This is a genomic window from Pseudomonas sp. GW821-FHT07G06 (assembly GCF_058986625.1).
Map to the genome: position 1 here is coordinate 209,202 of NZ_JBYSVW010000002.1, position 14,177 is coordinate 223,378.

At 61.2% G+C, this 14,177-nt stretch carries 12 protein-coding genes and 1 riboswitch; of the genes, 1 reads left to right on the top strand and 11 read right to left on the bottom strand.

Annotation, left to right across the window (positions count from 1 at the left end):
• Positions 1–138: 138 nt before the first annotated feature.
• The 9 genes from AC3WJW_RS04495 to AC3WJW_RS04535 all read right to left on the bottom strand — a co-directional run bounded on the left by AC3WJW_RS04495 (position 139) and on the right by AC3WJW_RS04535 (position 9,545).
• Positions 139–852 (bottom strand): PqiC family protein, encoded by a 714-nt coding sequence (locus tag AC3WJW_RS04495; RefSeq protein WP_493725259.1) that lies wholly within the window; start codon positions 850–852, stop codon positions 139–141.
• A gap of 175 nt (positions 853–1,027) precedes the next feature.
• Positions 1,028–3,295 carry a DNA topoisomerase IV subunit A gene (gene parC, locus AC3WJW_RS04500; protein ID WP_015093214.1) on the bottom strand — a complete coding sequence of 756 codons (2,268 nt, stop codon included), beginning with the start codon at positions 3,293–3,295 and terminating at the stop codon, positions 1,028–1,030.
• 7 nt (positions 3,296–3,302) lie between these two features.
• Entirely contained in the window at positions 3,303–3,827 is a 525-nt protein-coding gene (locus AC3WJW_RS04505; protein WP_493725260.1) for a retropepsin-like aspartic protease family protein, read from the bottom strand.
• A complete protein-coding gene (locus tag AC3WJW_RS04510; protein ID WP_493725261.1) occupies positions 3,824–4,813 on the bottom strand; it encodes an esterase-like activity of phytase family protein in 990 nt (329 codons plus the stop codon). Before AC3WJW_RS04510 ends, AC3WJW_RS04505 begins: the two co-directional genes overlap by 4 nt.
• Positions 4,813–6,717 (bottom strand): DNA topoisomerase IV subunit B, encoded by a 1,905-nt coding sequence (gene parE, locus AC3WJW_RS04515; protein ID WP_007977465.1) that lies wholly within the window; start codon positions 6,715–6,717, stop codon positions 4,813–4,815. The genes AC3WJW_RS04510 and parE overlap by 1 nt, the downstream gene beginning before the upstream one ends.
• A 50-nt stretch (positions 6,718–6,767) precedes the next feature.
• Positions 6,768–7,376, bottom strand: a complete 609-nt coding sequence (locus tag AC3WJW_RS04520; RefSeq protein ID WP_007977463.1) for a YqiA/YcfP family alpha/beta fold hydrolase — start codon at positions 7,374–7,376, stop codon at positions 6,768–6,770.
• Between the two features lie 180 nt (positions 7,377–7,556).
• Positions 7,557–8,372 carry a 3',5'-cyclic-AMP phosphodiesterase gene (gene cpdA / locus AC3WJW_RS04525; protein WP_493725262.1) on the bottom strand — a complete coding sequence of 272 codons (816 nt, stop codon included), beginning with the start codon at positions 8,370–8,372 and terminating at the stop codon, positions 7,557–7,559.
• A 112-nt stretch (positions 8,373–8,484) separates the two neighbouring features.
• Positions 8,485–8,937 (bottom strand): DUF1249 domain-containing protein, encoded by a 453-nt coding sequence (locus tag AC3WJW_RS04530; protein WP_007977461.1) that lies wholly within the window; start codon positions 8,935–8,937, stop codon positions 8,485–8,487.
• A complete protein-coding gene (locus tag AC3WJW_RS04535; RefSeq protein WP_015093209.1) occupies positions 8,928–9,545 on the bottom strand; it encodes an NUDIX domain-containing protein in 618 nt (205 codons plus the stop codon). Before AC3WJW_RS04535 ends, AC3WJW_RS04530 begins: the two co-directional genes overlap by 10 nt.
• A 224-nt stretch (positions 9,546–9,769) precedes the next feature.
• Between AC3WJW_RS04535 and AC3WJW_RS04540 the strand changes: the two genes are divergently transcribed.
• Entirely contained in the window at positions 9,770–10,516 is a 747-nt protein-coding gene (locus tag AC3WJW_RS04540; RefSeq protein ID WP_104451577.1) for an RsiV family protein, read from the top strand.
• Here AC3WJW_RS04540 and cytX read toward each other — a convergent pair.
• Both cytX and thiC read right to left on the bottom strand, forming a co-directional pair.
• Complete coding sequence (cytX, locus tag AC3WJW_RS04545; protein WP_493725263.1) at positions 10,485–11,777, bottom strand: putative hydroxymethylpyrimidine transporter CytX; 1,293 nt, start codon at positions 11,775–11,777, stop codon at positions 10,485–10,487. The two genes, AC3WJW_RS04540 and cytX, sit on opposite strands and share 32 nt — an antisense overlap.
• A 185-nt stretch (positions 11,778–11,962) precedes the next feature.
• A complete protein-coding gene (thiC, locus tag AC3WJW_RS04550) occupies positions 11,963–13,852 on the bottom strand; it encodes a phosphomethylpyrimidine synthase ThiC (protein ID WP_007977453.1) in 1,890 nt (629 codons plus the stop codon).
• Positions 13,853–14,002: 150 nt separating this feature from the next.
• Positions 14,003–14,108, bottom strand: a riboswitch (TPP riboswitch).
• Between the last annotated feature and the right edge of the window lie 69 nt (positions 14,109–14,177).

The window sequence follows — 14,177 nt, forward strand, 5'->3', positions numbered from 1 at the left end:
GAGTGCTCACTGAAGATCCCCTGTGGGAGCGAGCCTGCTCGCGATGAGGCCACCAGCCACACTAAAGATCACCAGCCTGCAAAAACAATAAAGCCCGCACAAGGCGGGCTTTATAAGGGAGGCAGCTTCAGTTCAGGCTTAGAAGCGGAACACTTCCATATCCGTACGAATAGGCGCGGCCATTGGGATCTTCGGCTGCTTTTCCTGTTCTACCGCAGGTGCAGGCGCCTTGGCTGGCGCTTTACGCGGGACTTCGGCGATCGGCGGCTGATTGGCCAGCGGCTTGAGCGCCACCGACAATTCCTCGGCCAGGCGTTGCAACAACACGCCCTGTGCCTGGACCTGAGCCGCCGTACTACCGGCATGCTGTTCCTGCAAATGGATGATGCGATTATCACGGACCTGCCCGCGACGGTCGATCAGGCGCCATTGCGCATCAAGGATCGCCGGTTGTTTTGCACCGGAATCCAGGCGCGTGATGGTCAGCAGCACCTGAACGTCCGGGGTGAAGCCCAATGTTGCCGGAGCCAGCACTACGCGCTGGCTGTCCAGGTGACCTGCGACTTGACGCAGCAGCAACTGATCGATATCCGACGAAAGGCTCCCGGCCCAACGACCGTCGGTCGATGCTTGCAAGCTGCCATCCGGCTGACGCTGCAACAGGGTTTCGCGCTGCAGGTAGTCGGCCACGGTAACCGGGCCCAACAATACCGCCATGCCCGCGTTCTGTGCAGGCTGAACCGGGGTTCCAGCGTCCAGCTGATACAACGACACCGGTTGGTGAACGCTGCAACCCGCCAGGCCAAGAATGCCGGCGAGCATAAGAATAAAAGGAAGGCGCAGAGCAGTCATCGTCCCATCCAGGTGATCGCTAAAAGGCTGATCACAGTGAAAATACTCAACAAATATGAAGAACGCGCGGCAGTGCCGGCGCTTGAAAGGCCATATCATCCGTGAATATTCGTTCCGACTCCAGCGCAAAGCGCCGAACTACGGGTTAAATCGTAGTTCGGCGCTTCTAAGTCGCCTAATTCAGGTTTTCGACGAGCAGCGCATCTACCCGCTGGAAGCCACGCGGCAGCTTGTTGCCACGACGGCCACGTTCACCCTTGTAGTGTTCGAGGTCGTCCGCTTTCAGTGACAAGGTACGTTTCCCGGCCTGCAACACCAGTGTTGCACCGTCCGGCAATACGGCGATGTCCGTCACATACTCTTCGCGGCTGGCCACTCGCTCACCGGGAATCCCGATGATCTTGTTGCCTTTGCCTTTTCCTAATTGTGGCAGGTCGCTGATCTTGAAGATCAACAGGCGACCTTCGGTCGTCACCGACGCCAGCCAGTTCTGCTCACGATCGGCCACAGGGCGCGGCAGCATGACCTTGGCGTTGTTCGGCAGGCTCAACAGGGCCTTGCCCGCCTTGTTCTTGGCTTGCAGGTCCTCGCCCTTGACCACGAAACCGTAGCCGGCGTCGGAGGCGATCACGTACAACGCGTCATCTTCCGGCATCAGAACGCATTCGAAACTCGCTCCCGGCGGCGGTGTCAGGCGACCGGTCAGCGGTTCGCCCTGGCCACGGGCCGACGGCAAGGTATGGGCGGCCACCGAATAACTGCGGCCGGTGGAGTCGATAAACACGGCAAACTGGTTGGAGCGCCCGGCGGCCAGCGCCTTGAAACCGTCCCCGGCCTTGTAGGAAAGCCCGGTGGCATCGATCTCGTGGCCTTTGGCGGAACGAATCCAGCCTTTTTCCGACAGTACGACCGTCACTTTCTCGTTCGGCAGCAGGTCGTGCTCGGTCAGGGCCTTGGCCTCGGCGCGCTCGACAATCGGCGAACGACGGTCGTCACCATAGGTTTCGGCGTCCTTGATCAGCTCGGTGCGTACCAGTTTCTTCAACTTGGCTTCGCTGCTCAGCAGGGCTTGCAGCTTGGCTTGTTCCTTGAGCAGTTCATCCTGCTCGGCACGCAGCTTCATCTCTTCCAGTCGCGCCAACTGACGCAGACGGGTGTCGAGGATGTAGTCGGCCTGGATCTCGCTCAGGGCGAAGCGTTCGATCAGTTTGGCCCGTGGCTGCTCCTCGGTACGGATGATGTGGATCACTTCATCCAGGTTGAGGTAGGCAATCAGCAAACCGTCCAACAGGTGCAGGCGACGCTCGACCTTGTCGAGGCGGAATTGCAGGCGACGACGCACGGTCTGCACCCGGAACTCCAGCCATTCGACCAGCAACGCCCGCAGGTTTTTCAGCTGCGGCTTGCCGTCCAGGCCGATGATGTTGATGTTGACCCGGTAGCTCGACTCCAGCTCGGTGCTGGCGAACAGGTGTTGCATCAAGGCATCGTGGTCGAAGTTCTTGCGCGCCCCCGGAATGATCACGATCCGGCACGGGTTTTCGTGGTCGGATTCGTCGCGCAGGTCGGCGATTTGCGGCGCCTTGGACGGCTTGGCCTGCATCATCGCGGCGATCTGTTCCAGCACCTTGGCACCCGAGACCTGATGCGGCAACGCGGTGACGATGATGTCGCCGTCTTCAATGTGATACACGGCGCGCATGCGCACCGAGCCGCGACCGGTTTCGTAGATTTTCAGCAGGTCGGCGCGCGGGGTGATGATTTCCGCTTCGGTCGGGTAATCCGGGCCCTGGATGTGCTCGCAGAGCTGTTCGACCGTGGCCTTGGGCTCATCGAGCAAACGCACGCACGCCGTGGCGACTTCGCGCAGGTTGTGCGGCGGCACGTCGGTGGCCATGCCCACGGCGATGCCGGTGGTGCCGTTGAGCAGGATGTTCGGCAAACGGGCCGGCAGGACCAGCGGCTCGTCCAGCGTGCCGTCGAAGTTCGGACCCCAGTCCGCCGTGCCCTGGCCCAACTCGCTGAGCAGCACTTCGGAATAACGCGACAGCCGCGCTTCGGTGTAACGCATGGCGGCGAAGGATTTGGGATCATCCGGCGCACCCCAGTTGCCCTGGCCGTCGACCAGCGTGTAGCGATAGCTGAACGGCTGGGCCATCAGCACCATGGCTTCGTAGCAGGCCGAGTCGCCGTGGGGGTGGAATTTACCGAGCACGTCACCGACGGTACGCGCCGATTTCTTGTGCTTGGAATCGGCGTCCAGCCCCAGCTCGCTCATGGCGTAGACAATACGCCGCTGTACCGGTTTCAGACCGTCGCCGATATGCGGCAAGGCACGGTCCATGATCACGTACATGGAGTAGTTGAGGTAGGCATTTTCGGTGAAGTCAGCCAGTGACCGGCGTTCTACACCGTCAAGGCTGAGATCAAGGGAGTCGCTCATGCGGGCCTCATCGGTTCGTTGTCTGGCGCAGCAGCATGGTGCCACCGCGCTGGGTAAATTCAAGTTTGTTCAGTGCGCTCATGCCGAGCAACACCTGATCGCCATGCAGCCCCGGGGCCACCAGTGCGCGCACATCCCGCAGCACGATGTCGCCCAGTTGCAGGCGTTCAATACGGGTGCGATAGCCCTGGCTCAGGCCATTGGCTGTGCTCAGGGTCACGCCGAATCCTTCTTCGAGCTTCAAACGCTTGGCCAGGTCCGCCGGAATCGACACATCGGTCGCCCCGGTATCGAGCATGAAGTCCACCGGCTGGCCGTTGATCTGACCGCTGGCAACGAAATGCCCCTGCACATTGCTGACCAGCTTCACCTCGATGAAACCTTCGCCCTGCTCCGAGCTGACCACCACGTTCGGATTTTGCTGCCGCGCTTCCCACTGAGCGAAAAACCGCGTGGCCAGAAACAGCGCTGCGCACCAGGCCAGCACCATGAACACCCGGCCGATGCGCTGACCCGGCGTTTGTCGGCTCATGGCTTGGCACTCCAGCCACCTTCCGGCGCAGCGAAACGCCAGACCACCGGACGCACTTCGCCATCGACACGGGCGCCAAAATTGTTGTCAACACCAATCCAGGCGCCATCGGCATCCACGATCAACGCTTCTTCCAACCCGTAGTTCTGTGGATAACGACGGTTTTCCTGCAGCAACTCGGCGGCGTACGACCAGCAGCGCTCGACCCTGGCCGTCTGCGGATCCCGGCGACAAATCCGATAGGCGTTGCGTTCAAGGGTGAACAGCTTGCCGTTGAACAGCGACAGGTCAGAGAAATCCTGCGAGACAGCTTTGGCGCGGGGAAACTGCTCGGGTTGCATTTCCATGCCCGCCTCGCTCAGCAGCACGCAGCCACCGTCGCAATCCCACAACGTCTGTTTGCGCTTGATCATCAGCAGCCCACGGCCTTGACGCTCGGCGGCGAGCCACAGCTGATCACCCGCCGGATTGACCGTCAGCCCTTCGAACAGCGCGTTGAATTGCAACAACAGGCCACTGGCCCGCGCCTCGCGAACCATCATCGGCGAAATTTTCAGCCAGGTAGCAGGCCCCGTGGGCGGCACTTGCAAGACCGCGGCATGGCCTTCGCTGACGATGTAGCGATTGCCGGCGCTGTCGCAGGTGATGCCTTCGAAGTCCAGATCGCCGCCACGCACGAACGAAGCCCCCCAGACACTAGACCTCAACCCCCAGGGCAAACCGCTGTCAGGCACCGGCGGTACGTCAATATGCACCGCTTCGGCCTGCCAGGCGGGTCCGCTGGTATCGAGGCGATAGATCTGATCATCGTCGCGGTCGGAAACAGCCCACAGGTCATTGCCGCACTGCGCCAGCCCGGACAGGTTGCCACCGCGCATGCTGTCGACGACATGCCCGGACAACAGGCGCAGCTGTGGCGCCGGCTCGGCAGATACCGTAATCGACGTCAGCAGCAACGCACAGGCCAGGGCAAAGCCCAGACGCATCAGCCCAGCACCTCGGCCAGGTTGCCCTTGGACTCCAGCCAGGTCTTGCGGTCACCAGCGCGCTTCTTCGCCAGCAGCATGTCCATCATTTCCGAGGTCGCCTCGAAATCTTCCAGGGTCAACTGCACCAGACGCCGGGTGTTCGGGTCCATGGTGGTTTCACGCAACTGCGGCGGGTTCATTTCACCCAGACCCTTGAATCGGGTGACCTGTGGCTTGCCGCGCTTCTTCTCGGCCACCAGACGATCGAGGATGCCGTCGCGTTCGGCTTCATCCAGGGCGTAGTAGATTTCCTTGCCCAGGTCGATACGGTACAGCGGCGGCATGGCCACGTAGACGTGACCGGCATCCACCAGCGGGCGGAAGTGCTGGACGAACAAGGCGCACAGCAAGGTCGCGATGTGCAGACCATCGGAGTCGGCGTCGGCGAGGATGCAGATCTTGCCGTAGCGCAGCTGGCTCATGTCGGCCGCACCCGGATCGACGCCGATGGCCACGGCGATGTTGTGCACTTCCTGGCTGGCCAGCACTTCGCTGCCGTCGACTTCCCAGGTGTTGAGGATCTTGCCGCGCAACGGCAGGATCGCCTGGAACTCTTTATCCCGCGCCTGCTTGGCCGAGCCGCCGGCGGAATCACCTTCCACCAGGAACAGCTCGGAACGCATCGGGTCCTGCCCGGCACAGTCGGCCAGCTTGCCCGGCAGCGCCGGGCCCTGGGTAATGCGTTTGCGCTCGACCTTCTTGCTGGCCTTGAGGCGACGGCCGGCGTTGTTGATCGCCAGTTCCGCCAGCAGCATGCCGGTTTCCGGGTGGGCGTTGAGCCACAGGCTGAACGCATCCTTGACCACACCGGAGACGAACGCCGCCGCCTCACGGGACGACAGGCGCTCCTTGGTCTGGCCGGAGAATTGCGGCTCCTGCATCTTCATCGACAGAACGAAGGCAATGCGTTCCCAGACGTCTTCCGGCGCCAGCTTCACGCCGCGCGGCAACAGGCTGCGGAATTCGCAGAACTCGCGCATGGCGTCGAGCAGGCCTTGGCGCAAGCCGTTGACGTGGGTACCGCCCTGGGCGGTCGGGATCAGGTTGACGTAGCTTTCCTGTACCGCGTCGCCACCTTCGGGCAGCCACAGCAGCGCCCAATCCACCGCTTCCTTATTACCGGCCAGGCTGCCGCAGAACGGCTCGTCCGGCAGGCGCTCGAATTCGCTGACCGCGTCCACCAGGTAGGAACGCAGGCCGTCTTCGTAATGCCATTCGACTTTCTCGCCGGTGGCCTTGTCTTCAAAACTGACCAGCAGCCCCGGGCACAACACGGCCTTGGCCTTGAGCACGTGCTTGAGGCGGCTGATGGAGAATTTCGGGGAGTCGAAGTATTTCGGATCCGGTGCGAAGAACACACTGGTGCCGGTGTTGCGTTTGCCGACAGTGCCGACGATCTCCAGTTCGGTGGCCTTGTAGCCATCCTTGAAGGTCATCTGGTACTCGTTGCCGTCACGCTTGACCCGCACCCGCACTTCGGTGGACAAGGCGTTGACCACGGAAATACCCACCCCGTGCAAACCGCCGGAGAACTGGTAGTTCTTGTTGGAAAACTTGCCACCGGCGTGAAGCTTGGTGAGGATCAACTCGACGCCCGAAACACCTTCCTCGGGGTGAATGTCCACCGGCATGCCACGGCCGTCATCGCTGACTTCCAGGGAATGGTCGGCATGCAGGATCACCTGTACCGATGAGGCATGCCCGGCCAGGGCTTCGTCGACACTGTTGTCGATGACTTCCTGGGCAAGGTGGTTCGGCCGACTGGTGTCGGTGTACATGCCGGGGCGTTTGCGCACCGGGTCGAGGCCCGAGAGGACTTCGATGGCGTCGGCGTTATAAGAGCTAGCGCTGGGAGTGGCCATGGGGTCTCGTCGTCAGTGTTCGGTGAAAAAAGAATTCATGGGGCTATCGCTCACAATGCGCTGAAATCGATTGCCTGATACAAATCGGCACCAATGCCGGCAAAACTCAACATGGCCGGCAATCGCGTGGCAAAACCCTGGAAACTGTGGTCGCCACCGGCCTGGATACGCAAGGCGCATGCCCGGTAATACTGCTGGGCGAGACGATAGTCCAACGTTTCGTCAGCTGTCTGCAACCATACCTGATAACGCTGCGGATCCCGGGGTGCCGGCACTTCCAGCTCGGCCAGGGCCGTCACGTGGTCGTGGGTCAACTCCCAGGCCTCTTCGGTATACAGGTTTTTCTGCGTCCCCAGATAGCCGTCGAACATCCGGTGCGGGCTGACGGCAGGGTTGATCAACAGGGCTTTCAAGCCATGGCGCTCGGCCAGGTGAGTGGCATAGTAGCCGCCGAGGGAGCTGCCGACCAGCAGTGGCCGTCCCAGTTCGGCGATCGCCTGCTCCAGTTGCTCGATAGCCTGGCGTGGGTGGTGGTGCAATGCCGGAACGCGCAACTGTTCGCTCAGGCCCAGACGTTCCATCACCTCGACCAACTGGCAGGCCTTCTTCGACAACGGCGAGCTGTTGAAGCCGTGGATATAAAGGATCGAACCGGACATTTGAGTTCCCTGTGCGTCGCTAAAAAGGCGCAGTTTACAGGCTGTCCGTGGATGTTGGGCCAGCATGAATTGAAATGAATGCGCCTGTGTAGGAGCTGCCGCAGGCTGCGATCTTTTGATCTTGCTTTTAACAACAAAGTCAAAAGATCGCAGCCTGCGGCAGCTCCTACAGGGGATTTATCAGTAGCCGTTGGAACCGTAATCCACAGTGAAATCGAACCCGGTGACACGCTCTACCCCGGTTTCCAGCCGCCCATCGGGCAGCAGTCGCAACCAGCGATACCCCGGCGCCTGTTCCCCGACCTTGAAATCCTCGCTGCCCGGCTCGAACTGGATGCAGGTCGAGGGCGAGGCGATCAATCGCACACCATTGCGCCTCTGATCGATTTCCTGGTGCACATGCCCCCACAACACCGCGCGCACCTGTTCGAAACGGTCCAGCACGGCGAACAGCGCCTCGGGATTGCGCAAGCCAATCGGTTCCATCCAGGCACAACCGATGGACACCGGGTGATGGTGGAAGCACACCAGATGATGGCGTTCCGGCGCTTCGCTCAACGAGCGGGCGAGCAACTGCAGCTGTTCATCCTGCAAATATCCCGGCACCGAGCCCGGCACCGCCGAATCGAGCATCGTGACCCGCCAGTTGCCGATATCCACCACAGGTTCGAGCAAAGCGCTCTGCACCGCCGCCTCGGCCATGATCTGCGGCTCATCGTGATTGCCGGGAATCCAGCGCGCCGGCGCATCGAGCTGGCGCGTCATCTCGCGAAATTGCCGGTAGGACGCCAGCGTCCCGTCCTGGGACAGATCACCCGTGGCCAGGATCAAATCGATCTGCGGCTGTTGCGCGCGCACCAGCTCGATGACCTTTTGCAGGCTGTCGCGGGTGTTCATGCCCAGCAACGCACCGTCCGCTTCGGCAAACAGATGGCTGTCGGAGAGTTGCACCAGCAACGCCGGATCGGCGGTGGTCAATGTGGATACGCTCGGCAAGGCGTTCTCCCAGGGCGTGATCACGGGGATGGGTAGGTGCCGCAATTATGCTGGGGGACGATCGAAAGGGGAAATCCGTGAACCTGACGCAGTTCACAACTGCGCTTCGCCGTTAACGTACGACCTCGTACTCATGCCCCAGCGCCAGGCAATGGCTCAGCCATTCGCCCAAAAACATGTTCAGCTGGGCCTTTTCGTCCGGCTGGTGCATCGAGGCGTTCGGGTAAGGATAGATGCCGCGAAAGCGTCGTGCATGTTCGGCGCTGACCACTTCGGCCATGCGTGCGTCGTGATACACCTGCACTTCCAGTTGCGGCACCGGCAGCCACGGCAGGCTGTGTTCCTGGCGCACTTGCAGGGTCGTGGTGTAAGGACAGGTCAGCAATACCTCCAGGGCCAGCACGCCGAGCATCTGGTCGCCATGGGTCACGGCGATGCGCCGCGCGGCAGGCTCGCTGCGCATGTCCGGCAGCAGTCGCATCAGGCGCGCGTAGTTCGCCTCGCAGGACGCTTGCAGCCCCACCAGATCTACCCGATAGCGATCGCGCAGCTTGTTTACGACCATAACCCCCTCACTTCAACGCGGTTCAAAGCCAGCCATTGCAAGGCAATGATGCTCGCCGCGTTGGCAATACGCCCGTCGCGCACGGCTTGCAGGGCATCTTCGAAAGCCCAGACCGTGACGCGGATGTCTTCTGCCTCTTCCTCCAGCCCATGCAGGCCGCCAACCCCGGTAGTGTCACAACGCCCCAGGTACAAATGCACGAATTCGTTACTGCCGCCCGGCGATGGAAAATATTTGAGCATCGGCCAGAGCGCCCCGATTTCCAGCCCAGCTTCCTCCTGCGCTTCGCGGTGAGCAACTGCTTCCGGCACTTCATCCTTGTCGATCAGACCAGCGACCAGTTCGATCAGCCACGGGTTGTCGGTCTTGCCCATGGCGCCGACGCGAAACTGCTCGATCAGCACCACTTCATCGCGCTGCGGATCGTAAGGCAGCATGCAGACCGCATCATGGCGAACGAACACTTCACGATTGATCTCACGGCTCATGCCCCCGGCGAACAATTCGTGGCGCAAGTGCACGCGTTCGAGTTTGTAGAAACCCTCGTAGCATTTTTCGCGCCGCACGATATCAACGGCGGTCGGAATGGCGTTGGCAAAATCCGTCATGATTATCCTCGTTACTGCAAATCCTGAACGAGGCTGCTTTTTTCCTGGGCCTCGACTTCGCGCCATCCTAACGCGCCCGTGATGTTTGATGCAGCCCCTTTCCCGTCAGCGGGATGGACGGTGAAGGCGAAACCCTCTCTAATTAGCTTAGTGGCGAACTGATTGCTTTGTTGAGAGTCGAAGCCGGTAACTTTTTGCCTTCCCCTGTTTCAGAAAGGACGCCCATGTCGCTTTTCAAAATCGCCTCCGTGGCCGCCATCGCCCTGACCCTGGGCGCTTGCGCGAGCCTGTTCCAGCCCAACTACCGGACGCCGCTGGAAACCACCCGCGACGCTTCCGAGCAACTCAAGCCCGGCTGCAGCAACCCGGAATGCCCGCTGGTCAACATCGACACCCTGCACTTTCCGGACGAGCCTGCACTGGACGGCATCATCGAAAAACGGCTGCTGCAAATGACCCGCACCTCGCCCGACGCGCCGGTCGCCCCGACCCTGGCGGCCTATCGCGAAGAGTTTTTGCGCACCGCCGGCCCGCGCAACAGCAGCTATCTGCAAGCAAAGGTACGTGAGCAGCATGACGGCTTGGTGATCATCGAATTGTCCAGCTACCTGGACACCGGCGGCGCCCATGGCACGCCGGGGCGGGGTTTCATCAACTACTCGCGCCAGCAACATAAAGTGCTGACGTTGTCCGACATGTTGGTGCCGGGGCAGGAAGACGCGTTCTGGAAAGCCGCGCAAGTGGCGCACAACAGCTGGCTGATCAGCACCAAGCTCGATCAGGAACCGGAGTTCGTGAAGAGCTGGCCGTTCCAGAAAACCCAGAACGTGGCGCTGACCTACGGCGGGGTGATCCTCAAGTACGAAACCAGCACCATTGCGCCTTACGCGCTGGGCCATGTCGAACTGAAGATCCCCTACCCTCGCCTGAACGGCATCATCAAGCCCGAGCTGTTTCCCGGCCGTAACTGAAGGCCCGGCCCAGCACCAGCTGCAGCAACCCTGCCAGGACCAGCGCCGGCAGGGTTGCACCCACGTCCGGATACAGGTTGGCGAGCAGATGGTAAGTGCTGATCCCGCCCAGCCAGGCCAGCAGCGCCGGCCAGCGCAAAGCGGCTGAAGCCACCTGGCCACTGCGCTTGCGCAGGATGAAGTGGTCCACCAGCACCACGCCGAACAATGGCGCAAACACCGAACCGATCAGCAGCAGGAAGTTCTGGTACTGGGCCAATGGCGCCAACAGGGCAATCAGCGTGCAGATGACTCCGATGGCCAGGGCCAGATGCTCGACTTTGGCACGCAACAGAATCCCGCTGGACACCGCCGCCGAGTGAATATCGGCAAAGGCGTTTTCCGATTCATCCAGAAGAATCAGCAGCAGCGGAATCCCCAAGCCGGCACCGGCCAGCGCCAGCAGCAAGGCATTGACTTCACCGCTCGGCGCGAACGCCAGGGTGTAGGCCACGCCCAGGCTCATCAGCCAGAAGTTACCGATGAAGAATCCGATGGCGGTGCCACCGAAGACGTTTTTCGCCCGCTTGCCGAACCGCGAGTAGTCGGCGATCAGCGGCAGCCACGAGAGCGGCATGGCAATGGCGATGTCGAAACCCACGGCAAACGGCATCGAACCGTCCCCGGCCTGGGCCCACAACGCAGTCAGGTCAGCCTTGGCGAACAGGTTCCAGGTCAGCCAGATGCACGCGGCCAGGAGCAGCCAGATGCCCCACTTGCGCAGGATCTGCCGAACGAAAGTCAGCGGACCGCTGACCGCCAACAGGGTCGCCAGGGTGCCGAAGAACAGGGTCCACAACACCGGATTGGACAGCAGGCTGCCTTCGCTGAAGGCCTTCGCGCCCAACAGGCTGGCGGCATCGCGCATGACAATGATTTCGAACGAACCCCAACCGATCAGTTGCAGCAGGTTCAGCACCGCCGGCAGGCTCGCGCCTTTCGTACCGAGGCTGAGCTTGAGCGCGGCCATCGACGACAGGCCGGTGTCACTGCCAATCACCCCGACTGCCGCCAGCAGCAGAACGCCGACCAGGGTGCCAAGGAAAATCGCCAGCAACGAACCGGACAGGCCCAGGCCCGGCGCGAGCAATGCACCGGTCTGCAACACCATCAGGCCGATGCCGAGGGAGAACCACAGGGAAAACAGATCGCGACCGCCGAACACACGTTTGTCGGTCGGCACCGCGATGTCGGGTGAATAAGTGCTGGGTTGAATGCTCAAGGGGGTTATCTCAGAGGGACATTTGTTGTTGTGTTGATCAATCGCCAGCAGGCTGGCTCCCACACAGAACTGTAGGAGCTGCCGCAGGCTGCGATCTTTTGATCTTCAAGACAAAGTCAAAAGATCGCAGCCTGCGGCAGCTCCTACAGGGAGGGCGTGTTCACAAATCCACGGTGGGGGTCAGATCAAACCTTCTTGTACAGCTGACTGCCTTCCTGCTTGAAGCGCTCGGCCTGTTCGGCCATGCCTTGGGCGACGTCCACGTCGACCGCTTCGATCCGTTGGTTGGCCGCATACTCGCGGACTTCCTGGGTGATTTTCATCGAGCAGAACTTCGGCCCGCACATCGAGCAGAAGTGCGCGACCTTGGCCGAATCCTTCGGCAGGGTCTCATCGTGATACGAACGCGCGGTGTCCGGATCGAGGCCCAGGTTGAACTGGTCTTCCCAGCGGAACTCGAAACGCGCCTTGCTCAAGGCATTGTCGCGGATCTGTGCACCCGGATGCCCCTTCGCCAGATCGGCGGCGTGCGCGGCGATCTTGTAGGTGATGATGCCGGTCTTCACGTCATCCTTGTTCGGCAGGCCCAGGTGTTCCTTCGGCGTGACGTAGCAGAGCATGGCGCAACCGAACCAGCCGATCATTGCCGCACCGATGCCCGAGGTGATGTGGTCGTAGCCCGGCGCGATGTCGGTGGTCAGCGGGCCGAGGGTGTAGAACGGCGCCTCGTCGCAGCACTCCAGTTGCTTGTCCATGTTCTCCTTGATCAACTGCATCGGCACGTGCCCCGGACCTTCGATCATGCACTGCACGTCGTGTTTCCAGGCAATCTTGGTCAGCTCGCCGAGGGTTTCCAGTTCGCCGAACTGCGCTTCGTCGTTGGCGTCGGCAATCGAGCCCGGACGCAGGCCATCGCCCAGCGAGAAGCTGACGTCGTAGGCCTTCATGATTTCGCAGATTTCGTCGAAATGGGTGTAGAGGAAGTTCTCTTTGTGGTGCGCCAGGCACCACTTGGCCATGATCGAGCCGCCACGGGATACGATGCCGGTCACGCGCTTGGCGGTCATCGGTACGTAGCGCAGCAACACGCCGGCGTGGATGGTGAAGTAGTCGACGCCCTGCTCGGCCTGTTCGATCAGCGTGTCGCGGAACAGCTCCCAGGTCAGGTCTTCGGCCACGCCGTTGACCTTCTCCAGCGCCTGGTAGATCGGCACCGTACCGATCGGCACCGGCGAGTTGCGGATGATCCACTCACGGGTTTCGTGGATGTGCTTGCCGGTGGACAGGTCCATGACCGTATCCGAACCCCAGCGAATGCCCCAGGTCAGTTTCGCCACTTCTTCTTCGATGGACGAACCCAGGGCGCTGTTGCCGATGTTGCCGTTGATCTTCACCAGGAAGTTACGGCCGATGATCATCGGTTCCAGTTCGGTGTGGTTGATGTTGGCCGGGATGATCGCGCGGCCGCGGGCGATTTCCTCGCGGACGAATTCAGGGGTGATTTCTTTCGGGATGCTCGCGCCGAAACTGTGGCCGGCGTGCTGTTGCTTCAACAGGCCGGCGGCGCGGGCCTCTTGCAGCTTCATGTTTTCGCGGATGGCGACGTATTCCATCTCGGCGGTGATGATGCCTTTGCGCGCGTAGTGCATCTGGCTGACGTTGGCCCCGGCCTTGGCGCGGCGCGGGTTGTTCACGTGGGCAAAGCGCAGTTTGGTCAGCTCTGGATCGGCAAGGCGCTCCTGACCGAAGTTCGAGCTCAGGCCACTCAGGCGTTCGGTGTCGCCACGGTCGTCGATCCACGCCGAGCGCACGTCGCCCAGGCCTTTACGCACGTCAATCACCACGTTGGGATCGGTGTAAGGGCCCGAGGTATCGTAGACAGTCACCGGGGCGTTGATTTCGCCACCGAAGTCAGTCGGCGTCACGTCCAGGGTGATTTCGCGCATCGGCACGCGGATGTCCGGACGAGAGCCCTGGACGTAGACTTTTTGCGAACGGGTAAAGGGTTGAACCGACTGCTCATCGACCTTGGCCGACTCACTGAGGTTGATCGCGTTTTTTGCTTTTATGGTCATCACGGGCTCTCCAGACAGCATCCAGGCAGTGGATTGTCGGAGCAGAACCTGAAAGGCACGGACGCACCAGGACTGGTGCTGTGCGTCGTCACACGGGGAGCGTTCGATTGTCGAACAATTTCCCGGACGAAGCACAAGAGGACTCGCCGGGTGACGAGAAATCTTGTTCCCTACGCAGGCGCTAACCTGATCAGGTTCAACGGGATCCGAAATTATTCGATCTCAGCCTCATAGCAAGGCACCCCGACAAGAACCCGGCCAGTCTAGACACAACTGGCAGAGAACGCCAACCCCCCGGCAAATACCATGATGAATGGCGTATTAA

What these genes read in the sequence shown, in the direction of transcription:
- AC3WJW_RS04495 (WP_493725259.1), bottom strand. Translation starts at nt 852, where the DNA reads ATGACTGCTCTGCGCCTTCCTTTTATTCTTATGCTCGCCGGCATTCTT.
- parC (WP_015093214.1), bottom strand. Translation starts at nt 3,295, where the DNA reads ATGAGCGACTCCCTTGATCTCAGCCTTGACGGTGTAGAACGCCGGTCA.
- AC3WJW_RS04505 (WP_493725260.1), bottom strand. Translation starts at nt 3,827, where the DNA reads ATGAGCCGACAAACGCCGGGTCAGCGCATCGGCCGGGTGTTCATGGTG.
- AC3WJW_RS04510 (WP_493725261.1), bottom strand. Translation starts at nt 4,813, where the DNA reads ATGCGTCTGGGCTTTGCCCTGGCCTGTGCGTTGCTGCTGACGTCGATT.
- parE (WP_007977465.1), bottom strand. Translation starts at nt 6,717, where the DNA reads ATGGCCACTCCCAGCGCTAGCTCTTATAACGCCGACGCCATCGAAGTC.
- AC3WJW_RS04520 (WP_007977463.1), bottom strand. Translation starts at nt 7,376, where the DNA reads ATGTCCGGTTCGATCCTTTATATCCACGGCTTCAACAGCTCGCCGTTG.
- AC3WJW_RS04530 (WP_007977461.1), bottom strand. Translation starts at nt 8,937, where the DNA reads ATGGTCGTAAACAAGCTGCGCGATCGCTATCGGGTAGATCTGGTGGGG.
- AC3WJW_RS04535 (WP_015093209.1), bottom strand. Translation starts at nt 9,545, where the DNA reads ATGACGGATTTTGCCAACGCCATTCCGACCGCCGTTGATATCGTGCGG.
- AC3WJW_RS04540 (WP_104451577.1), top strand. Translation starts at nt 9,770, where the DNA reads ATGTCGCTTTTCAAAATCGCCTCCGTGGCCGCCATCGCCCTGACCCTG.
- thiC (WP_007977453.1), bottom strand. Translation starts at nt 13,852, where the DNA reads ATGACCATAAAAGCAAAAAACGCGATCAACCTCAGTGAGTCGGCCAAG.